Genomic DNA, 26,161 nt, shown 5'->3' on the forward strand with positions numbered 1-26,161 from the left:
AAGGGTAAAAATGAAAGCTCGTGGGCCTTTTTGCATCCGTAACGCGGCTGCAGATACGTTTGCAATGGTAGTGTTCTGTTTTGTATCTGGAATGATCATTGAGATCTTTATTTCAGGAATGACTTTTGAGCAATCGCTGGCATCAAGAACGCTTTCTATTCCTGTAAATATCGCCATTGCGTGGCCATATGGGCTTTTCCGCGACTTTATGCTTCGTCAGGGCCGACGCATTTCAGATTCTGGTGTGGCGAAAAACCTAGCTGACCTCATCGCTTATGTTCTGTTCCAGTCTCCGGTTTATGCTGCCATCCTGTTCACGGTAGGCGCTTCAACGGATCAAATTATTACGGCTGTAACGTCTAACGCTATTGTCTCCTGTGGCATGGGCGTACTGTACGGTTACTTCCTTGATATGTGCCGCAAGTGGTTTCGAGTACCGGGCTACTATCAACAAGCCTAGTTGGTAAGCCGCAACCGCTTCAGTTGGACTAATCATGAACGAATTAGCTAGTAAGTGAGCAAACAAGCCAACAACAGCGCTTTTTTTCGGGATTGGGCTTGACCTAACTTAATAGAATCATTAAATTAGCGCCTCGTTGGTTAACGAAACTAACCTACAATACGGTGAGTTGTCCGAGTGGCTGAAGGAGCACGCCTGGAAAGTGTGTATACGGCAACGTATCGAGAGTTCGAATCTCTCACTCACCGCCACATTCTAAAAGGTCTGATTTATCAGGCCTTTTTTCATATCTGAATGTTCTAAAAGATAGCAAGAGCCCACACTGGAGCTCACACATGCTATCAAACCATCGATTACCCTCACGCAAAGCATTGTATCTTTTTACCAGTAGAACAGCAGCCTGTTCGACCAACTAAAGCCATTACCAAGCCAGAGCTTAAGTCGCTTTTACAGGCTCAGCGTCACCGTGAGCCTTTTATGAGTAAGAACTCTTTCCTACCTAAAACTTTTCACACTGGCTGACATCTAGAACGTAATCTCGAAGTAAATTCTTTTTGTAGCCGATCTTTTTCGGGCAAAGCACATAGTCGTTATCTGGAATGATCTTGTGAAGTAAGATGATGTTAGAGATGAAGGCAAAACCACCGCCTATGATTGTTACTATAAGAAAAAATTTCTTTATATTTTGCAAAGTAAAATAACGCATTGTCATAGGTTGAGGAGTCAACGTTATTTCAGCTTGTTCATACCAAACGTATATGATTAAAGGCAAGGATAGTAAAGTGGTCATGCCAAGAATAGAACCAGACACTCCAAAGATTATTGACATAAAATAAAGTGGATCAGCAACTAATTCCGATGAAGGATTAAAAATTTGTGCGATATAAAATTGCCAATAAACCCACCAAGTAATAACCGACATTGCAAATGCAGTTAAAACAAAAGCGACACAACCTATTTTATTCGCCATCAAATTCATCAACTACAGCCTCCACTAATCTTTTTTCAAAATCGGTCTCTTTATCAATAAGCCATACCCCAAAAGCAGAGAAAGCAAGGATACTTAAATAAACGGGAACAGTTACAGGAAGTGATAGCAATCCAGCTCCAAATGCGACCATTTTACCCAAGAATAGAGCTGTGCTAGCAACGCTTACCGCATGAACCAAAAGCTTAGCTTCATCAACTTTAAAGAACTTTTGAGCCATCCAGCTTGTAGCTTTAGAAACGCCTTTTCTTCCATGAAACAAGACATACTAATCGATAGCCCATGAAGGAAAGTTGGCAACCTCAATACAGCATAACGTCCTTGTATTTGTTCATGTTTCTGTAGTTTTAAAACCGACCAAACCATAACGAATAAGAAGAAAAAGAATAGGTTCGATATTGCCAACCATCCAAAAACGATAAGAAACATTAAGACAATAATATTTTCCAAATTTGTTCCTAACTAGCTACAGTAGTTAATCATTTTGGGATTTTAGCGTTTGGCACAGATCTTCAGTTATGGCATAAGTTCGACTAGAGTATCGACTGGAGAGCTTGCGTTCACTTTTGCATTCCACATAGTTAGTTACGTTCGCGTGGGATTGATTATAAAGTCCTATAGCAAGCAATGGAGCCACAACCAAACCGAGGATCACTAAGACACGATTAGCATCTCCAATAGGTAAACGGAGAGTAAACTCATCTTTAATCACATAAATAATCAGGTATGGGCATATTAATAGCATCCCAAAGCTCGCCCAAATATTTAATAGGCCATCAAGCACAATCTTACCATCGTTTGAGAAAGCACTGGTGATTTGGTCACTGACCTGAATGTAAGCTCCAATAGTTACTAGAAGGCCAATTATTATTCGCACAAAGTTCATTCGAAATACTTTTCAGCCTCTTTTACAAAATCTTCAGAATAACCATACTCATTATCTATATGATCAAGTCCCTTACCGATGTAAAAAGAAGTTACCGTAAAAAATAATCCTGTTGCCAAAACGCCAATTGTTGCAGGGACAAAGGCTGCCGTAAGCAATGCTGCACCTCCCAATGAAATAAAGCCTTTAACCATATCGACAGAAGAGTTACCAACAAACTCTGCCATGGTAGCTTCATCTCGTAATGCATAGTCAAGGGCATTAATACCAATTGAAACAGCAAACTCTAAACCGACATTAAAGCGAACGTATCGAGTTGCTCCTTTTAGATCATTTAGCCCTAAGCTCATCTTAATAATTCTTGAGTTATTTGCTTTCCACTTATGACCACGCTCAAGAGTTTTCAGATGCTTGCGATAGTTTTTGATAATGATCCAGTCTTGACCATTAATTGTTTTTGTATAGGACTGGACTTTTAATCCACCTAAACCTTTAGCAACCATGTATGCATCATACGAACCTTTACCTAAGCCCAAACCATAATTTTTTATATCACCTAACGTACTTTTGCCCCCTAAATCTTCATAGAGATTTTGGGCAAACTCTTCAGCTTCTTCAACAGATAGCCAAGCATAATCTTTAATTGGCTGCTCATAGATCACTTTCAGCTCTTTCTTTCCTTCAGGCGCTAATGGATTATAAGGAGGCCAATAAGCATTTTTAGGGTCTATCTGAGGAGTAGCAGCTTGAGAAGCCGTAGATGCATTTGAGGGGCTTAATTGCTGGCTATTAAGGCTTTGGTTCGAAGGTGCTGACGTCATCGAAACACCTGAACCAAAACTTACATTTTCTCCCACATTAACCGAACTATTTGACTCAAGAATGAAGTTATCTGGGCAATTACACAGAATTTGATATCCACTTAGTGCCGCTTGCTGCCCATTAGGAAGATAGACTTTGTTACCATTGCCGACAGGAACAATAATCCCTTTACCTTTACAGCTTTTACGCCCAGAGGCGCAAGAGCCGTATTGATGAATAGAGGTTGCAGGCTTCCCTTCAACAATCACATCATTATGACCTTCGAGTACAACACCGCCTGTTGTGGTTCCTGTCCCTTTAGTAACAAACTTCATAACAATACTCTTTGGTTAATGTTGAATGGTTTTCCAGCCTAATAATAGGAAACACGATGAAGCGTAGCGCTCTTCTTGAATCGAGGGGGAGTGCTCTGGGCATTGAAAATTGATTTTTTTGAAATGTTGAATTGCGAGATCATTTATCGTTTTATGATTCATCTTATTCACTTCTCTGACAAGAGTCAGATAGTCTCCAACTTCGGTATCAAATAGCTCGCTGATGAGCTTGAAATTCGAACTAGGGAATGTAATCGTTTCTTCCTTCCCTATTTCAATGAGCGTATCTAAAGAAACGTCTAAGTGATACGACACTGGCGCAAATATTCCGTTACGACTAAGGAGCGTTCCATCAGCAGAAGAGGCAAATCCAAAAATGAGGGAGAAACCAAACATGTCATGCCCGTAGTTAAATTTCATATTGATCGACATTTCTAAACGATTGAGATCGGAGAACGAATAAACCTTCCACTTTCCTTTTAAAGCTTCGTCACCATTTGCGTTCATACGTATACATTGAATATAAGCATCCAATTTTGAACAAAACAGAGCAAGCCCACTCCTATACCCCGCTTTGCCAATCCAAGAAGTTTCTAGCCAAGGCTTGTTAGAAATTGTTCGATCTTCTCTCGCTATACACCAAAGTGGCAGCTCAGCTTGATAGTTGTTGCCATTGGGCAGATAAAACGCGACTTTCTGATTCTTCATATGATTAATAGTGACTAAAACAAAAATCCCATCAGACTACAAAACCGGTTTAAAAGTAAGGTTAGCTTATACAAATAATTGAGTATTCCTTAGAGATAAAACGGAAAATGTGATTCCCATTCAAAGAGTTGAGCTAAGACTTAAGGTGTCTGTCCCTGCAACTTTTGCTGCAACTTTCTAGTGAGTCGTTTTTATGGCGCGGGATCAAGCGACCCAACGGAGTGGCGATGAACAAGACAGCCGATTGCTCGTCATTATGGCCTACACATAGGCATGAACCATGCGATGAGTGATGAAGAAAATGCTATTTATTTCAATGTAGGCAGTGGTTTTTGATGAGCCACCGAATCAGACTAACGAAGAGGCTGCATATAAGCAGCCTCTATGGTATTACCTACCGATAACCATCAAATCGATAAATTTGATCTAGGATTTCCCCTTGTCCGGAGCTGACATCGGGCCATGTGATGTCATACCAGAAGGTTTTGAACGATAAGTCGCTACTGCCTGAATTAATTAGCTCGTTAAGTTCATACGACCCAGTGTATTCTGGGTGGGTTACTTCTATCGTTAACCGCCCATCTACTACATACCAAGTAAAACCAAACTCACCATCTTGTGCATCGACAAACGCACCTTCTCCATTGGGTTTAAAGTAGACTTGCTCCTCTTCAACAAAGATCCGTTGACCATTGCTATCTGCGTAATGACCGACGAGCCAGTTGCCGCGAACATTGGGGTTTATACCAGCAAGCAACTCGGCGTTGAGCTTACTGCCATCACCCATCTGTTGATAACAGCTGACCAAGGCTGAATCATAATCTTGCAATGTGCCATATGCAGCTGGTTTGTCTTTGTCTTCATCCCACGGGGAGTTTTGTACAGAGCAACTGTTGGCCATGGACACATTCGGCTCGTAGGTGGTCAGTTCCATACCACTGATCTCACTAAACTCTACACCATCGTCTTGCCACCTAAAGAAGCCAAGTAAACTAAACTTCCCTCCTTGCTGGGCGATGTAGGCGAAATACTCTTGGTCACCACCGTTATTAATCGACACTATACCATTATCATCAATCGCCCAGCTAAAGGTGTCTCGGTAACCATCTGATTCATAATAATCGCCGCTGCCGTTGGCGAGGAACTTATAGCTAAGCCAGAAGGTATCGCTCTCCTGATAGTGCAACGTTCGTCCTTCTAAATAGCTGCTATCAATACCGATGTAACCGCAGATATACGCTGCTGCTAGATAGTCACTATACTCATCAACGTCACCTTGGAGCAGTAAGTTTTGCGATTCACAAAGGCGATAGCTAGGATTTAGGACTTGCTCTAAACGCTGCTCTGCCACCTGCTGATCGGTAAACAATTGACCAAGGTTACTGGTCCAGCTAAAGCGTTGTGGAACCATGTCTAAGTTATACATATCTATGCGTTGGCGATAGTAAGCACTCGGTGTTGGTTGGATATTATTGCCGTCAATCGGAGCGGTTAAGATAAGATCCGGACCGTTGCTGACAACATAGCTGTCGGGCAAAACACCATCGTCGGTTAAGGTAAGAGGAACCACGGTTGGCGTACCATCGGTCAAGCGTGGGTCTTGAGTAACCGCAAACCATTGACGTGGGGAGCCGTCTGCTAAGTATTGGAAAGTCTCGTTGGGCAATGAAGCGGCATAACGATTCAAGCCTGGAATGATTGAACCATCTATGTCGTACATCGATGTTCCACCAGAGCGAGCTGCTTCGATTCTTTCCGCAAGTTGAGAGACATCGGTGCTACCCCATTCATCAAAAGAGAGGGTTGTCCAAATATCATCTTGTTGGCGGCTGTAGATGCGATAAGACTGACCTATGTTGTCACTTGCTGCAGTAAAGTTGTAATCATCTAGCGCCAGATGTGCCCAAGTGACATACTCATTGCGTTCAGTGTCAGAAACATCATCAGAGTCCATTTGCCACCAGTGGAAGCGATAACCCTCTGGCGACTGTTCATCCACTCGTTTGGTGTTGTCATCAGCAAGCACAAATCGTTGGCCGAAATGTTGCTGACTTCCATCAGGGCGGGTAAGTAGCTGATAGTCGTACCAATAGCTAGTTAAGTTGTCCCAATTGTTCGCAGTGTAGTTAAAGTCGGCGTACTCCTCATGAATACCATCTTGTGGATTATCCCAGATCGGACGGGCATAACCATACTCATAGCTACCATCCTGATTGTTGGTGAGACTTAAAACTGTGTTAATGGTACCATCGGCCTCCCAATCTTGCTTATCTTCGACTTCAATATCGATAAGGTCCTGGATCACGGTACGATTATGGCTGATATAATCTTGTGGCTGTGTTTGGCCGTTATTTAAGTCGAATCCTGCTACCACAAACTGCTTCATTGTCGTGGTCACGACTTGCTGGTTGTTATTGGTCGCAATATTTAGATTAAAGTGCTGAATGGTATCGATGCCTGTTAATTCAGTGGGGTGCTGACGTGAGCTGAAATCAAGTCGGTCAAACTCACGTTGACCATCACCATTGACTCCTCCTTCAGGGCTGGCATCGCTTTCGTCGACATAACGCCAAAATGTTTCAGTGTTACCACTAGGGCTGCGGCTGCCAATATCAAGCAGTTGCCCCTCGAACTGTGCGTTGCCATCGAGATTAAAGTCAAAGCTAAATTCGTGGACTCGGGTAAAGTTTCCTGCCAAAGCCCATTCGCGACTCTCGGTTTGACCATAGACTTGGTGGTCATCTGCGGTGTAAAGGTGGTTGAGCGTTGTGCGCAGCGAGCCATCATTTAATTGCTCGACTCGTTTGCTAACAGCAACATTAAGCAACATAGGTTGTCGATGATTGATGTTAAGTACGGCTCGATGTGCGTCGTTGCTTTGATAAGTGTCGGCGACGGATTTGGTGCTGTCATCAGGGTAGGCGTCGCTGTTATCCCCCACGTTATCCTTATCTTGGTCTGCCCATTCGGTTGGATCGTCGTCGAATAGGTCGGCATTATCGCCTACTTGGTCTCCATCGTTGTCGGCCCACTCTTCGCTATCGTTGGGGAATAGATCGATAATACTGTCTACACCGTCACCGTCGTGGTCACCTGCAATATTGGGATTGTTGGCTTCACTGTCTTGTTCGTCTGGATAGCCGTCGTTATCATCATCCAAATCAGCATTGTCACCTACACCATCCAAATCAAAGTCTTTTGTCTCATTGGGGTTAAAAGCGAATGCATCTTGGTTGTTACCCACACCATCACCATCGCTATCCAACCATTCATCTCCGTCATTGGGAAAGGCATCGAGCGAGTTTGGCACCCCGTCTCCATCATCATCCAAGGGGGGATTATCCTGACTAGGAGGCTGGACCGGCGCTGGTGTATTGGCGAGCTGGTCCTCTTCGGTGTTATCTAACACCTGTTTGATTTTGTTGCTCACCGCTTCAACGACCATGAGTGCAGGAACCGTTTGACTCGCGTTGTTTCCCGCACTTTGTACATCCTGAACCAGATTGACCATTTGTTGTGGGGTAGAAGGTAATACCTGCTCGGATTTGACGATGTTTTGTGCCGCAAATGTCGATTTCTCGTTGCGAGTGGCGGGGTCAAGGTAGTCATCAAATAGAGCGTCAGGATCAAGCCCAAGTAAACTGGCTGCTTCATTAGCCGCTTGTTGCTTGAGCTGCTGATATTGCTCGGGGTCAGATAGTGCCGTCGGGTTCTTGTTCATGATTAGGTTGACCATCGACGACAGTGGCGTAATGTTGGCTTCGCCGGCGGGCGCAGAAAGTACCATGCTGCCTTGCATCACTTGACCACCGGGATTTGAGTTATTGATGGTGTCTTCATCGATTGTTTCACCAGCAATAGCGTGCACCACGATTTGATATTTTTGATAGTCTGGGATCGCAGAGACATCGAGCAACGCCACGCCACCTTCACCGGTTATCGCGCTCGGTTCACTTTCTGCGTCGTGCAGGAAGTCTTGGTTAATATCGAGCCATACCTTCGCGTTACGTAAGTAACCATCTATGGCTTTGACTGAGTATTGTGTTGCCGTGGTGGAGCCTGTGGAAGAGGGGTTATCTCCGCCACTGTCACACCCGACTAACAACAGGGCACCAGTTAATCCTAGCGCCAAGGCGACCTTGTTGACTCTCATTTTGCCTCCCTAGCAATTGCGCACTTCATTGGGTCACAATCAGCTTAGAAAGCAGTCAGTTAAAGCTCATCACCCATTTGGGGGATGAATGATTCTTAACTGCGCTCGGCTTGATTTATATCAATTCCGCTAGACGTGAAGGGGGACTTATCCATCGCTCAGTTGGTGCCGGTTTACGCTCAAAAAAATAACGACTCAGCAGTTGATTTTGATGGCGACAGTCGGTCTTGTGTAAGATTTGTTTGATTTGGCTGCGCACTGTCTCTTTCGATACATTACGTATTTTGGCGACCTCGCTGCCATCGTAGCCTTGTGACAGCAAGTAGAGGACTGCCAACTCCGCGCTGGTTAACAGTTCTAATGGCAATCCTGATGAAGTGTGTGTGGTTAATTGAGCAAAGCGGTTCTCCATCTCGCGCTCCGCTAACCAAAAGTTGCCCCAACAACCTAGAAACTGCCAAACGTTTTGCAACTGAGATTGGTCACGCGGGCTTAACCTCGCGTCGCCATGGCTACTTAGCATCAGGTAGTGTCCATGGTTTAGACGTACCAATCCACTATGAGAATGGTGAAGGTCGAGTGTGGGCACCAAGATGTCTTGAAAAATTGGGTCGCGAATGGTTTTAACCGGTAGCATCTGTTGCATGTACGTTAAGTCTCCCATCAATCCAATCTTCATGTAGTGGTGAAAAAAAGCATCATGGTCGATGTGTTGCTGATAGATAGCCATTTGATGCATAGAAAAACCATGAACATATTGGTAGATGGGATTTTGACTGGCATCGATAATCATTAGCACAAAATAATCCAATCCCAATCGATTCAGCTCGGAGGTGAGTAAATACTCTAAATTGCGGCCAGACAGATTGACGTATGTTGACCGTTGCATGCAGTCATTCATTGGCACCACCTTGATTTGCATCCCACCTGAATCGTGGGCATTGACTCGCTACCCTAATGACAAAACTAGCCAAAAATAAGCAATATCAATACAACCTAGATCAAACTATTGAAATACCAAACGTAAAAAGCCCCAATTGATTGACTTGCGTGCACCTTTGTGAACTAGAGTGCAGCGGCTGTTCCGTTACCTACCGAGCACGACTGTTCTGATCCTGATACACCCCACACAATACGAATTATTGAATGAATTGTTAATAGTGACGAGAGTTCTATATACTTCGCACCTTATAACTGGTCAGAGCTATAACGCTCGCTTGATGATTTGAGATCCATAAAATGCAAAAAACTATTAGTGTTGTTGTTTCAATGCTTTGTCTACTCGCGCCCCTTCCTGCATTTGCTATGCAGATTTTTGTTAAAGTGCCTAGTGGAAAAACGATCACCTTGGATGTTGAAGCGTCCGATAGTGTTGAAAATGTAAAAGCCAAAATTGAAGATAAAGAAGGCATAGCGATTGATAGCCAGAGTTTGATGTTTTCTGGTCTTGTGCTTGAAGATGGCAGAACCCTTTCTGACTACAATATACAAAAAGAAACCACTCTTCAGGTCACGTTAATAAGTACTGATCCGGTTGAACCTCCAGCTATCGATCCTGATCGTGATAGCGTTCAGGACACTCCTCGCGCTCATGAGGTTGTTCAGCAACACATCGCAACTAACGCGACGCAACAAGCCAACCTTTTGTTGGCCGTGTTGCCTTCGACTGAACCGATTAAGAGTCAATCCAATCTTTCATCAAGTAGTTTCAATATAGCTAATCGAACGTCTGATAGTGGTGTTCGTATTTGGTCTAGTTTCACGGCGCAACAGACGGTGAAGGAGCGTGTCGGCTCTGTGGCTGGGTATGACGCAGAGACTAAGTACTTAGTCTTTGGCATGGACGCACCCGTCACCTCAACCTCTGTATCAGGGATCGCTTTGGGCGTGTTTGAAACTAAATTGTCGGCTGAAAATACCGCCAAATCGAGTGAAACCGGTTTTTCCGCTTTGCCATATTTTCAAGCCTGGGTTGATGACACTCTGTTTATTGAGTTTGCGGTTGGCAACCAACAAAGTCGCATTGAGCTTGAGTCACTATCCAATTCAGCGAAAGGTAAGACCGACGCGAGTACATGGTTAGCTTCTGCTCAAATACAGCAAGAGATGTTTAATGCTGAGCGTATCCCGTTGGCGTTATTTGTGACCTCAGATTGGCTCTATACACACAAAACACTAGAGGCTTATTCAGATTCAAGTAATGCTTTTTACGATGAAAGCTCGTTTCGTAACAGCTTGCTTCGTATTGGTAGTGATGCAAAATACAGCCTTGAATATCAAGATTTCCTTTTAGACAGCGTTTTCGGGGTGAAATACCAAAAAGGGCTCTTAAGCGGCACACACCAAGACTACGATGCATTGGTAACACTGATGAAAATGAGTCTGGAGTGGCAGTCTTTCATCTCTCATCTTGAATATGAGTACTCACAAAGCAAGACGATACGCACCAAGCAACTTCAATTTGCGCTAGAGTATACCGCTCAGTTTAACCAAGATCTGACCATCAGCACATGGAGTAAAATGTCTTCTGCGCAACAATTTTCTCCTCAATATGCCAGTATTGGCACCAGATTCACTCACCGAGACTCGGGTATTAGTGCAGGATTCTCACTTCCCGTTATGACTACGGGAGAGGTGCTGTTGTCCTTTGACATCCCTTTGTGATGCCACACAGCAAGGCTCCTCACTCAACGCCCGCTTTCAATTAAAAAGACGTCCACGGACGTCTTTTTAATTGCCCAATACACCCACGGCCCATTATCAACAAACGGGGTAATGCATCATCCCCTTCTCGTTGACGGGTTCTAAGGTGTGTGATGAGATGGTCACCTCTATCTCGGCATCGCAATGTGCCATGATTAACTTTTGACAGAATCAAGGATAAAGGTGACCAACATGAAATATAGGCTTATTAGTATCGATTTAGCAAAAAATGTGTTTCAGATTGCTGTATTCGACCGACAAAACAGACCGGTTTCGAATTGCCAAGTACGCCGAAATAGATTGTTGGACACGTTAAGGCAATATGCTCCAACCACTGTTGTGATGGAAGCTTGTTACAGCTCAAATTATTGGGGGCGTGCAATTGAAAAGCTTGGGCATACGGTGAAGCTCGTACCTGTCCTTGCAAGGTTTAATAAATACCTAATTTTTAATCACAACCTAGTTTCGGCCTCGTTCCGGGACAAAAGCGCCTTAGATAAAGGTCATCAAACTCAGATTTCAAGACTGGTTTAATCAAGTTCGAAAAGCAAAGGTTCTTGCTTCCACTCCGCAGGAAAGCCCATTGCAGATATGAAACGATTGGCTATCGGATATTTATCAAATAAGTGGGCTAACGCAGGTCCAAGCTTTTCGTCGAATTTAAGCCCTGAGTATATTCGTTGTAACGCAATTACCGAAGTATATAAGCGGTTCAACTGATCTTCTTCCCGTTTGTTAGGGTTTGGTCGAGTTCTTACTAAAGGAATACCGTTGCTCATAATACGCTTGATACCGTTTGGTGCAGGTAAGTTACGTGAGAATAGGCGCGTGTGATGGCCGCAATGATTGCGAACTTGTTGTAGGGCTACCATCCATGAGCAAAGTGAAGTGAAATTTTCAACATCGAGTTTTTTCTTCGCAAATCGGTCTAGTTTTAAATCGCGAACAGATTCAAGGCTTAAGCTTTGCATCAGATTTACTAGATTGCCGAATGTCATCAGTTCAATAGCTACCCAACCCGGAGGAAGATCTCGGTAGAATGGACAAAACTCGTTGTAATACTTTTTTTGGTAATGTTGTGCAAAAAGTTCCTGTGAGCCTATGAACATATCGCGAACTCGGCTAACGGTTTTGACTTGGTTACCATTATTTACAAACAAGGCTGAATCTAGATACCAGAAAGGGTTGTTTGTTTGATTTGTCATCCATTGATCAAAGGAAGAACGAACTCCAACTTCGACTTTTTCAATTATATTAAAGAGATAACTACGCAGCTCAGCGTCAAATTGATAGAGTTCGTAACCATGAGAAAAAAATGTATCGCCATTATACATCTTTGTTTCGGCATCTTGGAAAGGTGATAGATACGCCTTAAAGCGATAATAACTACAACGACTTAGGATATTGGCAGCGAACTTTTTAGCTTGTTCATCTTCAAATTTTAAACCTTGCTCTGCTAGCTTGGTGCAAAGTTGTTCACTGGTAAGGTAAGGTTTTCTGTATGGCACTAAATCCGTCATGCGCATCTCTGAATTTTAGGCAAAAAAAAGCTCCCACTCTTACGAACCGAAGTTCTGGAGGAAGCCATTGTTAAGCTCATTATAATCAATTTTGGCTGAGATTCAACTTACTTAATGCCTAAATGACACCTCCGCTGTTAGGAAACTATCATCCATTCGGATTTGGACAAAAGCGCCTTAGATGTACTCGGCGCTTTTCAGACTATTTGGTTTAGATACTCTTCAACTTAGCTGCCAAAGCGGTTTCTAATTTATCGATACCTTCTCCATTTTTCAAATAAGTTTGAATTCTGTGTCCGTGAAGATCTGACGGGATATGTTCTAGTGTTTGGCTGATCGGTATTACTATCTTGCCTAAAGTGTGTGCAATTCCAACTTCGTACATCACATTAGGGTTACGTCCAGAAAAATCGGCAATGACAATCTTAGAGCGATAGATTAAGGAGAAGATATCTTGAAGTATCGTCGAGTGCTCCCAAATGTCGTCGGCTCTCTGACAGCGGTAACCCGCCTGATTACATGCTCTAACAATACCTTGGTGAACATCGTCAAAACCTGCAAATGGCATCATTATTGACACGAGGTCACTCTCAACCTCAGTGCCCGGTATTTGAAAAATGTTTGGCGTAAAAATAATGGACTTTGTTGACTCTGTTGGAGCAGTAGAAACTGACACGTTGTTTGTTAACGGGTAATTTCTGTCTAAGAAATTCGTTACATCATCAAGAGAATTTCTATGGTAGGTAAACATACTCTTCAGAACGTCACCTACAGCAGTAGGGTAGTCAGGGTCGCCAAAACTCAGTGCTCGTAGCAAGCGAGGATGGCTCTCGATTATGTGTTGGCAATCAGTTGCATCTCCAATAGTGATCCAATCTGCTTGGTCAAACCCTTCGATTGCAACTATGCGCTTTCTGAGGGCGTAGATTTTTTGCTGATGTTCTTGCATTTAAATTCTCTTTCAAATGGGCTATTTAGATGGGGTTTGAAGTCTAGCTGTTTGTATCAATTATCAACAACCTCAACGGTCATATGCTGAGCGCCATAATAAGTACCTTCATCAATGGTGTAACGTAGTGTCACGCCACAACTCGGGCAGTCAATCTCTTCATTTGGCTCAATGCATTCATCTTCAATCCAATCCCAACCAAAGTGGTTTTCACATTCTGGGGCATGGTGGTTCCTCAAGTCTCACAACTCTCTGAAATCCTAAGCGCATCTTCAATTTCAACACCAAGGTATTCAATCGTGCTTTCGAGCTTAGCATGACCCAGAAGTAACTGAATAGCTCTAAGATTCTTGCTCTTAGCGTAGATCAAAGAAGCCTTGGTTCGGCGCAGTGAATGTGTGCCGTATTGCGTTTTGTCTAAACCGATATCCGTCACCCAGCGGTTCACTAGCGTGGTGTAGTAATGGTATGAAATTGGTTGTTTCTCGCGGCGTGGACTAGGGAAAAGGAAGTCTGTTGGTGCCATGAATGATCCATTGTGAAAGTGTTTGTTGTGTCTTTGGTGTGATCTCAAAGTGAACTTCTTGCTGGATTTTCTGTTGCTTAACGATGGCTCTCGCCATCACACAACCACTATGGCTGACATCTTGCACCTTGAGGTTCCTCAGGTCACAAGACCTCAGCTTGCTATCAATGGCAAGATTAAACAATGCCAACTCAAACAAGACCTCTTCCAATTCAAGTCGAATACGGATGCGCCAAATGTCTTCTAGTTTGAAGGCTTTCTTCTGACCTACACGCTTTCCTTTGTTCCAAGCTTCCATAATGTGCCCCTTACTTCATAAAAATGCTCTTTAAGTAAGGCAGAAATTAAAGACAATGCGGCATCTAATGATATGATTGACGGAATATTTCTATAACAAGAAAACTTCCAATGAATCAAACAGAACAGCAATTTCTCAAAGAGCTTGAAAGCAAGCTTTGGACAGCGGCAGACAAGCTGCGCTCAACGTTAGATGCAGCACAATACAAACACGCTGTACTAGGCTTAATCTTCGTTAAATACGTTTCTGATGCGTTTAAGCTGCGTCAGGAAGAGATCAAAGCAGACCTTGCTAACCCTGATCACGAATACTACCTAGACCCTGCTGACTTCTCCGAAGAAGAGTTAGCTGAAGAAATTGCTATCGAACTTGAGCAACGTGACTTCTACACCGAGAAGAACGTGTTCTGGCTGCCTACAGAATCTCGTTGGCAGTTCTTACAAGATAACGGCCCTCGCGTGATTGGTGGTGCTGATCTTGAGATTGATGGAAAGGTTAAGAAAATCACTTCTGTTGGTCACCTGATTGATAACGCACTTGAGGGCATCGAGCGCGACAACCCGAAACTAAAAGGTGTGCTGAACAAATCATACTCTGCTTTGAAGATTGACCAATCTAAGCTGAACGAGCTTATCAACCTGATTGCGACTATCCCGTTTGTTCATGCTGACCTAAACAGTAAAGACATCCTCGGTCACGTATACGAATACATGCTGGGTCAGTTTGCATTGGCCGAAGGTAAAAAAGGTGGTCAGTTCTACACGCCAGCGTCCATTGTATCGCTGATTGTTGAGATGATTGAACCATTTGAAGGTCGTGTATATGACCCAGCAATGGGTTCTGGTGGCTTCTTTGTGCAATCAGAGAAGTTTATTGAGCGTAGAGCAAACCAAAAAGAAATCGACCCGCTAACACAAAAGCAGAAGATCTCTATCTACGGTCAAGAATACAACCACACCACATGGCAGCTAGCGGCAATGAACATGGCGATTCGTGGTTTGGATTACGACTTCGGTAAAGAACCAGCCAGCACCTACACCAACGTACAGCACCCTGATTTACGTGCCGATTTCATCATGGCGAACCCACCATTCAACATGAAAGAGTGGAATACGGGCGTTGATGATAACGACCCTCGCTTTAAATACGGTAAGCCGCCAGCAGGTAACGCGAACTTTGCGTGGATGCAGCACATGCTTCACCACCTAGCGCCAGATGGCTCTCAAGCACTGCTACTCGCCAACGGTTCAATGAGTTCAACAACCAACAACGAGGGTGAGATCCGTAAAGCGCTTATCGAGAATGATCTTATCGAGTGCATGGTGGCACTACCGGGTCAACTGTTTACCAACACCCAGATCCCTGCGTGTATTTGGTTCTTAACCAAGAACAAAACTGCTCGCACCGATAAAGCGGGTCGCAAACTGCGTGCTCGTAAAGGCGAAGTGCTGTTTATTGATGCTCGTAACCTTGGCTACATGAAAGACCGTGTTCTACGTGATTTCACTCGTGATGATATTCAGAAAGTTGCCGATCTTTACCATGCTTGGAAAACGGGTGCAGAAGTGAATGGCATCGCTTACCAAGATCAAGCTGGCTTCTGTAAATCAGCAACCCTTGAAGAAATCACCAAGCATGACTTTGTACTGACTCCGGGACGTTACGTTGGTGCGACTGAAGAGCTGGACGATGGGATTCCATTTGCTGAAAAGATGGCAGCGCTAACCGCTAAGTTAAGCGAGCAGTTTGCAGAGTCTGCAACGCTAGAAGCTGAGATCAAGAAGAACCTAGCGGGGTTAGGTTATGAGCTTTGATAAGCTACCTGATGGTTGGAATCTAATTCCTCTTGAAGATGCAATGGATGCGATTATTGATTATCGAGGTAAAACGCCTAAGAAAACAGAATCAGGAATACCTCTTATCACTGCAAAAATTGTGAAAGGAGGGTACATTCTTGAACCTTTTGAGTTTATTGCAGAAGATAACTATGACTCATGGATGGTTCGAGGACTCCCTCAGATTGGTGATGTGGTACTAACGACGGAAGCACCTTTAGGGGAAACTGCACAGTTAACGAGCGCAAATGTGGCGTTAGCTCAGCGTATTGTTACCTTAAGAGGAAAGAAAGGCCTTTTAGATAATGATTATTTATTATGCGCCTTACAAAGTGATTTTGTTCAACATCAGTTGGAATCTCGTTCATCAGGATCAACAGTCAAAGGGATAAAACAAAGTGAACTGAGAAAAGTCAGTTTGCCTGTTCCACCACTAGATGAGCAGCAGCAGATTGCCCAAATTTTAAAGTCTTTAAGTAATAAGCTAGTTTGCAATATTCAAACCAACCAAACCCTAGAAGAAATAGCACAAGCCATCTTCAAGTCATGGTTTGTCGATTTCGACCCAGTGAAAGCCAAGATGAATGGTGTACAACCAGAGGGTATGGATGCGGCTACTGCCTCGCTATTCCCAGAAAAGCTCATTGAGTCTGAGCTAGGTTTGATTCCGGAAGGATGGGAATCTAAGCAACTCAAAGATGTACTTGAGTTAGCCTACGGTAAAGCTCTTAAGAAAACAGACCGTGTGGCCGGCGATGTACCTGTATATGGTTCGGGTGGTCTAACTGGGTACCATAATCAGAGCCTTGTCGAAGGCCCCGGAATCATTGTTGGTCGTAAAGGCACTGTTGGTTCGGTGTATTGGGAGCCAAGAGCATTCTATCCAATCGATACAGTCTTCTACGTTAGACCTAGAGCTGGTTATTCATTGAAATATTGCCACTTAGTATTGCAAAACCTTGGGCTGAAAGACATGAACACGGATGCTGCTGTACCGGGATTAAATCGGAACAATGCATATCGTCTCGATGTGATTACTCCTAGTGAAAGTGTACTCAAAAAGTTTGAAGAAATGATGCAGTCTTTCCAGTCAAAGGTCGATGCCAACAATGCACAAAATGCCAGCTTGGAGTCTTTGCGCGACACACTACTTCCTAAATTGCTTTCCGGCGAAATCGAGTTAGATAAGGAGTAGATATGTCTGATTCTGTCGAGAGGAAATACTATCTTAATCTGCCTAGGTGGCCCGAATTTGATATTTTTGACAAGACAGTTGATGGTCTTATCCCTTCTGCTCGTATCGAGTCATGGGAAGACTATGATCGTGTTGTTCGTTTCTACTGCGACAACGATCATGAAGGTAATTTTGTGTTTCGTGGGCAGAAGCATTACAAGTGGCAATTAGAGCCAACATTAGATCGATTGGTGCAAGGTGCCGTAACAGAAGATATTGCCACAAAGCAACTGAGAAATTTTAAGCTCTCGACACGTGGTCGACTACAAGATAAAAGTGTTTTAAACAGCGATACTGAGCTTTGGGCACTTGGTCAGCACCACGGATTGGCAACTCCGCTTTTAGACTGGAGTTTGTCACCGTATGTTGCGTTATTTTTTGCTTTTGAAGGTGCAGATGACCCTACGTGGGTCGATAGCGATACTGGTGAGCTTAACAATTACAGCCGAACCATATTCATTTTAAATAAGGCATTTATTCAAGACCTGAGGGATGATGAAGACGCTCCACAAGCTGGTGAGCAATTACAAATAGTAGAACCTTCAATTGATGACCATGGGCGCTTAGTTAACCAAGCTGGTTTATTTAGTTTTGCGCCCTATGGTGAGATTTTGGAGTCATCACTTGAGAAACATTTAGCTGAATCGGGTGTAGATATCGATGATGTTACGGAAGTGGCAAAATATATTTGCAGAATTCACATTCCAAATGAGCCTGACACAAGGCAGGCTTGTTTGAAAAAACTTCGGAAAATGAATATTCATCATGCCAGTTTGTTTCCCGACTTAATAGGTGCTTCAGGTTATTGTAATGACTTAATTAGAGATGCCATATTGGGAACAGCGAAGCATTCGTTACATTCAGAAGGTTCGCCTTCGCTCATATCTACAGAACCTGAAGATCAACCTGCTGAAAAATTAGAAAGTGATAATAAACATCGCTTGGATAAAGCAAATGTAAGAGGTGCTTTATTGGATGCACTAATCATTGATGAGTCTGTTGTAAAAAGTGTTATTCCAAAGGATTTAATGTATGTCGTTGATGAACTGCTCTCCTTTATCAATGAAAAGGCGGGGGTTGATTGGTATAAGAAAGAATCCATTTTAGCTCGGCTCAGAAATGTAGTGCGTAGGGCTTTGAGAAAACAGCAATTCCCAGATGACTACTTAAATGATGCGGCAGAGAATTTGATCAAAACGGCTGCTGATAAAAGTGAAGAGGTTGATAGGGAAGTAAGCAAGCGTAATGAGGGCGGAGAATGATCACTGAAGACCAACTAGAGCAGCTCTGTCTTGACTGGTTTACAGACCAAGGCTACCTATACAAAAATGGCTACGACATCGCCCCTGATGGCGATTCCCCTGAGCGTGATGATTACCACCAAGTCGTGCTCAAACAGCGCTTGCTTGAGCGTTTAGAGGTATTAAACCCTGAATTGCCACAAGAGAGCTTGGATGTGGTGGTGAATACGGTCAGTACGCCAGACACACCTGTGTTGATTAAAAGCAACCGGGCTTTCCACAAATACCTGATTGAAGGTGTGCCTGTTGAGTACACCGTGTATGAAGACGGGGAAACGAAAACCAAGCACACTCATGTTCGCTTAATGGATTTTACCTATCCAGATAATAACGAGTTTCTGGTGGTGAATCAGTTCACTATTACTGGTACTAAGGGCAATCGCCGACCAGATGTGGTGGTATTTATTAATGGCCTTCCTATTTCAGTTGTTGAGTTGAAGAATCCAGCAGATGAGCATGCGGATATTTGGAATGCTTACAACCAATTGCAAACCTACAAAGATGAAATTCCTGATCTGTTCGTTTTCAACGAATCTTTGGTGGTGAGTGATGGCTGGACGGCGCGTGTTGGCTCTCTCACCGCAAATAAAGAACGCTTTTTACCTTGGAAAACTGTTTCTGGTGAAGACGATAAACCGCTCTGGGATTACCAGCTTGAAACCATGGTTAAGGGTTTCTTTAAGCCTGATTTGCTGCTTGATTATATTCGTTATTTTGTCTTGTTCGAAACTGACAATGATACGGTCATCAAGAAGATTGCAGGTTACCACCAATTCCACGCCGTGCGAGCGGCAGTCGAGGCCACCGTACGTGCGAAACAAGCCGATGGCGAACTGCCTTTAGTTGCTGAAAGCATGGGGCAGTACCAAGTTCAAGCGACAAAAGGCTTAGATAAAATCAAGCCCGGCAGTGGTAAAGCGGGTGTAGTTTGGCATACGCAAGGCAGTGGTAAAAGTATCTCTATGGTTTGCTACGCAAGTAAACTATTGCAACAGCCTGCGATGAACAACCCAACGATTGTGGTGGTGACAGACCGCAATGATCTTGATGGTCAGCTTTTTAATACCTTTGGTATGGCGCATGAAACGCTTAAGCAAGTGCCATCGCAAGCGGGCGGGCGCGATAAACTGCGTGAACTGCTGCTCTCTCGTCAATCTGGCGGCATCATCTTTACCACCATTCAAAAATTTGCCCTACTTGCAGATGAAACAGAGCACCCAGTGTTATCAACGCGTGCCAACATCGTCGTGGTATCGGATGAAGCGCACCGCAGTCAGTACGGCAACAAATCAAAATTGGTAGACGTTAAAGACGCTAACGGCAATGTCATCTCTCAAAAGTTTGTTTATGGTTACTCCAAGTACATGCGTGATGCGCTGCCAAATGCATCGTTCATTGGCTTTACGGGAACACCCATTGCCATGGACGACAAAGACACTCGTGGTGTATTTGGAGAGTACGTTTCTATCTACGATATCCAAGATGCAGTCGATGATGGTGCCACAGTGCCAATCTACTATGAGTCTCGCTTAGCCAAGCTTGATATCAACCAAGCTGAAATCGAGCAGCTAAATGACCAAATCGAAGATGAGATTGGTGAGGACGAAGAGACTGCGAGCCGAGAGAAAATTAAATCTCAATGGGCAACGCTTGAAAAACTCGTCGGCGCAGAGCCTCGAATCCAGCAAGTTGCTCAGGACTTGGTGAATCACTTTACTACGCGTACTGAAACCTTCCCCGGCAAAGCCATGATTGTGGCGATGAGTCGTGAAATCTGTGTTGATCTCTACAATGCGATTGTTGCCATCAAGCCAGAGTGGCACAACGATGACCCAGCGAAAGGCGCAATCAAGATTGTCATGACAGGCAGCGCTTCTGATAAAGCTAAGATGCAGCCGCACATCCATGATAAGAAAACCAAGAAGCTCTTTGAGGCGCGATACAAAGACACTCAAGATGAGCTTCAGTTGGTGATTGTACGTGATATGTGGCTAACAGGCTTTGATGCGCCGTGTTGTCATACCATGTATGTCGATAAGCCGATGAAAGGTCACAACCTGATGCAGGCTATCGCACGCGTAAACCGCGTTTTTAAAGACAAACCGGGCGGTCTGGTCGTTGACTATATCGGCATCGCCAATGAGCTGAAAAACGCACTGAAAACCTACACCAATAGCCAAGGTAAGGGACAACCAACCGTCGATACTGCCGAAGCCTTTTCGGTACTGATGGAAAAGGTTGATATCGTTCGCGGTATGTTTGCGACTCCAGTTGATGGCAAGGCATTTAACTATCGTCCTGATTTCGAAACCGAGGCTTTACGCTTGCTGCCCGGTGCGGTAAACCATCTATCAGGTTTGTCACATACCGATAGCAAAGGCAAAGAAGTACGCGATGGCAAACGTCGATTCCTCGATGTGATGGCTGCGCTAGGTAAAGCGTACTCGTTATGTAATACCATGGATGAAACGCGTGGTTACAAGAATGAAATCGCCTTCTACTCTGCGATTAAAGCTGCGTTCATGAAGCACTCTACCGTTGATAAAAAGCGTACCGATGAAGAGCGTAATACGGCTTTGAAGCAGATCCTCGATAATGCCGTGATTGCGGATGGCGTCGATGATATTTTCTCAATGGTTGGTTTAGATAAACCTAATATTGGCTTGCTCTCTGAAGAGTTCTTAGAAGATGTAAAGAACATGAAAGAGAAGAACCTTGCTGTTGAGTTGCTTGAGAAGCTTCTGCGCGATGAAGTTAAAGCTCGAATGAAAAACGATGTGGTGCAAGAGAAAAAATACTCTGACCGCATTTTGACAACATTGAACAAGTACCACAACCGCAGCATCGAAACCGCTCAGGTCATTGAAGAACTTATCCAGTGGGCGAAAGAGATGCAAGAAGATGCTGAGATGGTAGATAAGCTGAATCTTTCTGTCGATGAAATGGCATTCTACCGTGCTTTGGTTGAAAACGAGTCTTCAGTGCGTGAGCTTGGCGACGATGATTTACGCAACTTAGCGATTGAACTTACTCAGCAACTTCGCAAGTCTGCAACGGTTGACTGGCAGAAGCGCGAAAGCGTTCGCGCTCGCATGCGTAACCTTGTTCGTCGATTGCTTCGTCGTTGGAAATATCCGCCAGATGCGGCAGAAGAGGCAATCAAGCTTGTGCTGGAGCAAGCTGAAGTGCTCGCTGACGGTTGGTATAAGTAAAAAGCTTAAACCCGCAACTTGCTTGCGTTCAATCAGTGTTGTTGAAACAGCTTTGTCTGCATGGCATTGTCAATACCACCAACAGGTTGTGTATCTCTGTCGGGTAGTTTCTACTCGCCGTTAGTGACTTAGTGCTGCTCCGGTGCTGATAAATGTTGCGATATTTTTAGGGTCGTTATCACACTCTATCACTCTTCCGTCATTCTTCATCGCCTTATGCAACCAGTCTGTATATTATCGTAACTTAATGATATTTGATGGTATTGATAGGCGTTAAGTCGTGGATAGTAGAAAAGAAGACTCGATAAATATATTGAAATCCTGGCATTTAGTGGAGTTTTTTCAAGCCTACTCGGTACCAGATAAAGATGACAGTAAAATTGCACCAGTAAACGTATCCGGTTACGAATTGCAGTCCCAAGGTAATCATTTACTTCCTTGGTTAAATCCCGCGGTTCGTGACTCACTCGGACTTACCCCTGGCAAAAAGTGCACTTATACCCTATATCTAGGATTATTCGATAAATCGGCGATAGATAAAAAAGTTGCAGAGTACTTTTCTACCCACAGCCAGGAGGATTGTGTCTCTGAAGAAATAGAGCAAAGAAGAGATAATGAGGGAGCGTCTTGCTTTGCTAAACTGATGTTGGATGAGTTTGGTACCCCTCGGTTGGATACCTTTTCGGTAAGCACGCTACCGTGGGCTTTAGCAGAGTTACTAGGGGGAAGGGCTGGGAGTATATCTCAGGAACGATTTGATAGTCGGTGTGACGATCTTAACGAGTTTTTGGATCGCTGGGAAACCACCTTGCCTAACCACTCTAGCGCAGAGGGAAGGTATACTCTTTGTGTGAAAAGCCTAATGAGCTTGGTTGACGGGCTTTATCAATGGGCTGGCATTTCCAATCAAGATTTGTCACTTTCAGAGAACTCAAAGGTTTACCCGTTTCAGATGGCTTTTTATGAGTATGAAGCGAAGTCAGACAATCTATTGGAGAACAAAAAGGCTCCAATAAAAGTTGAAGACGATAATGAAGATGAATCTAAAGAGGACGAGTCTCAGTTACCTATTCTAAATAGCTTCTATATTCGAGATATAGAGCGGGCTATTAATGCTATTTCCACTGGCAGGGCCAGTCAGCCCCTTCAAACCTATTTAGGACAATCCAGTCATAAGCATGTTGATCTGTATACCAACGGCTCGATGCCGTTGATTCATAATCACTTGAACCCCAAAGAAACACCAGAAGGAAGGTGGCTGACAGAACCTGCTCATAACATGTCTTTAATGCAGCAGTTTGCCATCAATACGGTATTTAAGGAGCTTAAAACAGGTGGAGTGATCTCTGTTAATGGTCCTCCAGGCACAGGTAAAACGACGTTATTACGGGATATCATTGCACAAAATATTGTTGAGAGAGCGAAAGTATTGGCTTCCTTTTCGAAAGCTAGTGATGGGGTAAATTCAGAAGGGTTCCTTGTTGAAGAACTCACTGATTTTGAAATGGTTGTGGCGTCGTCAAACAATGCTGCCGTTGAAAATATCTCCAAAGAGCTTCCTCAAGCAAAGTCGATAGCTGACAGATACGCTAATACCAGTTTTTTTCGTTCTGTAGCAAATCAAGTGAGTGCTGATGAAAAGAAAGGTCGTTTACAACCCCTGAATGACAAAAGACTGAGCTGGGGAAATATCTCTGCTGCTATGGGAGCTTATAAAAAGAGGCAAAGGTTTCTCGATCGCTTTTTCTTTAAATATCACTATGAAAAAGGCAATGAGCCAGCGGTTAGGGAACCGTCTTTAGATTTTCTAAATTTTTGGCAATATCGCTCAACTTATACCGGGCCTTTTTTTAACGCGGCCAAAAAAAGCTTTAACGAGAAGTTATCTCGTTTCCATGAGTTGAATGACAAGTTAGCCTATTTTGATAGCCTGCAAAAGACTTTCGATGAACATCAATTTGATGCTGATTTGCATCAAATGAAGCTAGTTCTAAATCAGCTAGAAAACGATGCCCATGCGCTCTCTGTAGAGCTAGATGTCCTTAGTTCAACAAGAAATGCTGAAGTGAGAAGGGAAGAAGAAATTTCGATTTCCCTTGAGCTATTGAAGGTTAACTCGCCTGGTTGGTTTAGTCGATTATTTAACACTAAGAAAAATAAACAATATAAGGCTTCACTATCTCAAAAACTCGGTGCGTATGAAAATGTAAAAAAATCTATCCGGTTGATTGTTGGTGAGGTTGAAGCCAAAGAAATCGAGATAAAAGGGTGTACAAAGAAAATTTCACAGCAGCAGGTGGATATTCAATCTAAAGAGCTAGAAAAAAGGAAGCTCCAAGAACAGTTAGATGCCTATAAAACTGAGTTTAAGGGGTATCACTTACCGGAAGTGACTGATGATATCGAGGGGCATGATAGGCAGAGGCACGCATGCTGGCAGCATGAGACTATTAATGAATTGCGGTCTGACATCTACTCGGCTGCGTTACAACTGCACGAGGCTTGGTTGATCGAGGCTAGCAATCTGAATAGTTTTCGATCTCAGATACATAAAGTGAGTGATGTTGTATTAGGGAAGAGTCGCGAGAATGCTCTGGCGATTTGGCAGATATTCTTTATGTTTGTTCCCGTGGTTTCGACGACTTTTGCTTCATTGGGAAACATGTTTTCTAAGCTGCCGCCAGAATCTCTAGGTTGGCTCATGATTGATGAGGCAGGGCAAGCAGTACCACAATCTGCGGTAGGTGGTTTGCTTCGTGCTAAGCGAGCTGTGGTGGTTGGAGACCCTCTGCAAATTGAACCTGTGTTTACATCTCCACCAGAGCTGATTGACTACTTAATGCAATCTAAGTTGCAAGAGAAATCAGAGAAGTGGGACCCTTGTATGTGGTCAGTTCAGACGTTAGCTGATCGCGTTAATCCGTATGGCTGCATGATTGATATGGATGGTGAAGAACAATGGATAGGTATACCGTTATGGGTACATCGTAGATGTATTGAGCCCATGTTTAGCATTTCGAATGAAATAGCTTATAACAATCGAATGATACATGGCTCTGACAACAATAAAGATGTTGAGCCAAGAGCTCATAAGGCTTTAGGGCAAAATCGCTGGAATGACTCACAAGGAGACTGTGTACTCAAACAGTATAAACGTGAGTTGGGTGAAGATGTTAAAGCCCTTTTACTCGAATTGGCAGCGCAAAATGGCGACTTAAGCAGCATCTATCTAATAACACCATTTAAAGCGGTAAGAAAAGAGTTGAAAGAAGATCTGAGGCGTAGCAAGTCTGAGCTGCTTAGCAACTCGAGTTGGAATAACAAGGAGTTTAATAACTTTTTGAATAACAACGTAGGGACGGTGCACACCTTCCAAGGCAAGGAGAATGATACCGTTATTTTGGTTCTCGGCTGCGACACTAAAAATAGTGGCGGGGCATCTTGGGCTTCTTCAAAACCAAATTTGTTGAACGTAGCGGTTACCCGAGCCAAAAAACACTTGTTTGTTATCGGTGATATTCGGGTTTGGTCCGACAAGCGATATTTTGACAAAACATACAGAAAGTTGAATCACCTTAGTACGGATGCTTATTCGCAATACGAGAGTCCCACACAATGCAAAGAGACATCACCTACTCCTTAGGTGAGTGTTTGCCTTATGCTCTGTGAGTTACTGGATTATCAACATAGCGTTAAGCTATCGTTCAAGAAATCATCGTATTGATAGTTATGAAATGCTACTAACAACCTAAATAGGACAGACGTGTCTTGGCAAGTTCAAAGGCGAACAACAATGCGAATACTTTGAGAAAATTCAGGCTTCACTATTTGCCGTAGGTGTTAAGTTTGCTTATTCATTTGATACATCGGGTAGTCAGCATGCAAGGCATATCATGACTGATACTGGGTGGAAGATATCCCTCGACCGAGGTCTAGATATTTATCAACTGTACGATGTAAATGACGCTTTCAGCCTTACGAATCGATTACAGAAGCACAGAGCGCGCAAGGCATTTGAAGTTACATATATCAAAATAGCGTAATAGACTCTTTTTTAAGAAGACCCACAACGTCAGAGGGCATAAAGGGATAACAGACTAGTCGCGGTATAACATAGTTTTGTTTCTTTGATTGGAATACTCAAGTGAGCCGATAAAATCGTTGTTACCAAAGATAATGCTTTACCACACGTGACAATGTTTGGAAAGCCACAATGTAAATAATTGGCAGGACTCAATGTTTACCAGCGACT

Annotated in this window: 18 protein-coding genes, 1 tRNA gene and 2 pseudogenes; 10 read left to right on the plus strand and 11 right to left on the minus strand. The window is 43.6% G+C overall.

The genetic code is table 11. The features are described 5' to 3' along the window. Window positions 1-10: 10 nt before the first annotated feature. Both ACQEXR_RS01265 and ACQEXR_RS01270 read left to right on the plus strand, forming a co-directional pair. Entirely contained in the window at window positions 11-460 is a 450-nt protein-coding gene (locus ACQEXR_RS01265; RefSeq protein ID WP_138972460.1) for an L-alanine exporter AlaE, read from the plus strand. A gap of 163 nt (window positions 461-623) precedes the next feature. Then, window positions 624-711, plus strand: a tRNA-Ser gene (locus tag ACQEXR_RS01270). Between the two features lie 248 nt (window positions 712-959). Here the strand turns inward: ACQEXR_RS01270 and ACQEXR_RS01275 are convergent. The 7 genes from ACQEXR_RS01275 to ACQEXR_RS01305 all read right to left on the minus strand — a co-directional run bounded on the left by ACQEXR_RS01275 (window position 960) and on the right by ACQEXR_RS01305 (window position 9,220). Beyond that, complete coding sequence (locus ACQEXR_RS01275) at window positions 960-1,439, minus strand: hypothetical protein (protein ID WP_427019622.1); 480 nt, start codon at window positions 1,437-1,439, stop codon at window positions 960-962. Continuing rightward, window positions 1,420-1,668, minus strand: coding sequence for a hypothetical protein (locus ACQEXR_RS01280; protein ID WP_427019623.1), 249 nt, complete (start codon window positions 1,666-1,668; stop codon window positions 1,420-1,422). The genes ACQEXR_RS01275 and ACQEXR_RS01280 overlap by 20 nt, the downstream gene beginning before the upstream one ends. A 255-nt stretch (window positions 1,669-1,923) precedes the next feature. After that, the gene (locus ACQEXR_RS01285) at window positions 1,924-2,334 is read right to left on the minus strand and encodes a hypothetical protein (RefSeq protein ID WP_138972463.1); all 411 of its coding nucleotides are present in this window, start codon (window positions 2,332-2,334) and stop codon (window positions 1,924-1,926) included. Beyond that, the gene (locus tag ACQEXR_RS01290) at window positions 2,331-3,470 is read right to left on the minus strand and encodes a PAAR domain-containing protein (protein WP_138972464.1); all 1,140 of its coding nucleotides are present in this window, start codon (window positions 3,468-3,470) and stop codon (window positions 2,331-2,333) included. Before ACQEXR_RS01290 ends, ACQEXR_RS01285 begins: the two co-directional genes overlap by 4 nt. A 15-nt stretch (window positions 3,471-3,485) precedes the next feature. Further along, window positions 3,486-4,178 (minus strand): hypothetical protein, encoded by a 693-nt coding sequence (locus ACQEXR_RS01295; protein ID WP_426951189.1) that lies wholly within the window; start codon window positions 4,176-4,178, stop codon window positions 3,486-3,488. A gap of 394 nt (window positions 4,179-4,572) precedes the next feature. Then, complete coding sequence (locus ACQEXR_RS01300) at window positions 4,573-8,331, minus strand: hypothetical protein (protein ID WP_427019624.1); 3,759 nt, start codon at window positions 8,329-8,331, stop codon at window positions 4,573-4,575. Between the two features lie 115 nt (window positions 8,332-8,446). Then, complete coding sequence (locus tag ACQEXR_RS01305; protein WP_427019625.1) at window positions 8,447-9,220, minus strand: helix-turn-helix transcriptional regulator; 774 nt, start codon at window positions 9,218-9,220, stop codon at window positions 8,447-8,449. Window positions 9,221-9,570: 350 nt separating this feature from the next. Here ACQEXR_RS01305 and ACQEXR_RS01310 point away from each other — a divergent pair, with 350 nt between their 5' ends. Continuing rightward, a complete protein-coding gene (locus ACQEXR_RS01310; RefSeq protein WP_427019626.1) occupies window positions 9,571-10,995 on the plus strand; it encodes a ubiquitin-like protein in 1,425 nt (474 codons plus the stop codon). A gap of 231 nt (window positions 10,996-11,226) precedes the next feature. After that, a pseudogene (locus tag ACQEXR_RS01315) lies at window positions 11,227-11,451 on the plus strand (IS110 family transposase); the annotation flags it as partial. Between the two features lie 113 nt (window positions 11,452-11,564). On the opposite strand, the gene ACQEXR_RS01320 reads toward ACQEXR_RS01315, so the two are convergent. The 4 genes and pseudogenes from ACQEXR_RS01320 to ACQEXR_RS01335 form a co-directional block, all read right to left on the minus strand. After that, complete coding sequence (locus ACQEXR_RS01320) at window positions 11,565-12,554, minus strand: Abi family protein (RefSeq protein WP_395207208.1); 990 nt, start codon at window positions 12,552-12,554, stop codon at window positions 11,565-11,567. A gap of 211 nt (window positions 12,555-12,765) precedes the next feature. Continuing rightward, entirely contained in the window at window positions 12,766-13,503 is a 738-nt protein-coding gene (locus ACQEXR_RS01325; RefSeq protein WP_427019627.1) for a hypothetical protein, read from the minus strand. 56 nt (window positions 13,504-13,559) lie between these two features. After that, window positions 13,560-13,742 (minus strand): hypothetical protein, encoded by a 183-nt coding sequence (locus ACQEXR_RS01330; RefSeq protein WP_427019628.1) that lies wholly within the window; start codon window positions 13,740-13,742, stop codon window positions 13,560-13,562. Further along, window positions 13,739-14,327 (minus strand): annotated as a pseudogene (locus ACQEXR_RS01335) (tyrosine-type recombinase/integrase). Before ACQEXR_RS01335 ends, ACQEXR_RS01330 begins: the two are co-directional and overlap by 4 nt. A 110-nt stretch (window positions 14,328-14,437) precedes the next feature. Between ACQEXR_RS01335 and ACQEXR_RS01340 the strand changes: the two are divergent. From ACQEXR_RS01340 to ACQEXR_RS01365, 6 genes are all read left to right on the plus strand, one after another. Beyond that, entirely contained in the window at window positions 14,438-16,141 is a 1,704-nt protein-coding gene (locus ACQEXR_RS01340; RefSeq protein ID WP_427019629.1) for a type I restriction-modification system subunit M, read from the plus strand. Continuing rightward, window positions 16,131-17,357 carry a restriction endonuclease subunit S gene (locus ACQEXR_RS01345; protein ID WP_427019630.1) on the plus strand — a complete coding sequence of 409 codons (1,227 nt, stop codon included), beginning with the start codon at window positions 16,131-16,133 and terminating at the stop codon, window positions 17,355-17,357. The genes ACQEXR_RS01340 and ACQEXR_RS01345 overlap by 11 nt, the downstream gene beginning before the upstream one ends. Before the next feature lie 2 nt (window positions 17,358-17,359). Next, entirely contained in the window at window positions 17,360-18,658 is a 1,299-nt protein-coding gene (locus ACQEXR_RS01350) for an FRG domain-containing protein (RefSeq protein WP_427019631.1), read from the plus strand. Continuing rightward, window positions 18,655-21,909 (plus strand): type I restriction endonuclease subunit R, encoded by a 3,255-nt coding sequence (locus tag ACQEXR_RS01355; protein WP_427019632.1) that lies wholly within the window; start codon window positions 18,655-18,657, stop codon window positions 21,907-21,909. The genes ACQEXR_RS01350 and ACQEXR_RS01355 overlap by 4 nt, the downstream gene beginning before the upstream one ends. A 280-nt stretch (window positions 21,910-22,189) precedes the next feature. Further along, window positions 22,190-25,552, plus strand: a complete 3,363-nt coding sequence (locus tag ACQEXR_RS01360; protein WP_427019633.1) for a DEAD/DEAH box helicase — start codon at window positions 22,190-22,192, stop codon at window positions 25,550-25,552. Between the two features lie 109 nt (window positions 25,553-25,661). Next, window positions 25,662-25,952, plus strand: a complete 291-nt coding sequence (locus tag ACQEXR_RS01365; protein ID WP_427019673.1) for an MIT C-terminal domain-containing protein — start codon at window positions 25,662-25,664, stop codon at window positions 25,950-25,952. Window positions 25,953-26,161: the final 209 nt, after the last annotated feature.

The sequence above is a fragment of the Vibrio sp. TRT 2004 genome, assembly GCF_050113735.1.
Classification (GTDB): Bacteria; Pseudomonadota; Gammaproteobacteria; order Enterobacterales; family Vibrionaceae; genus Vibrio.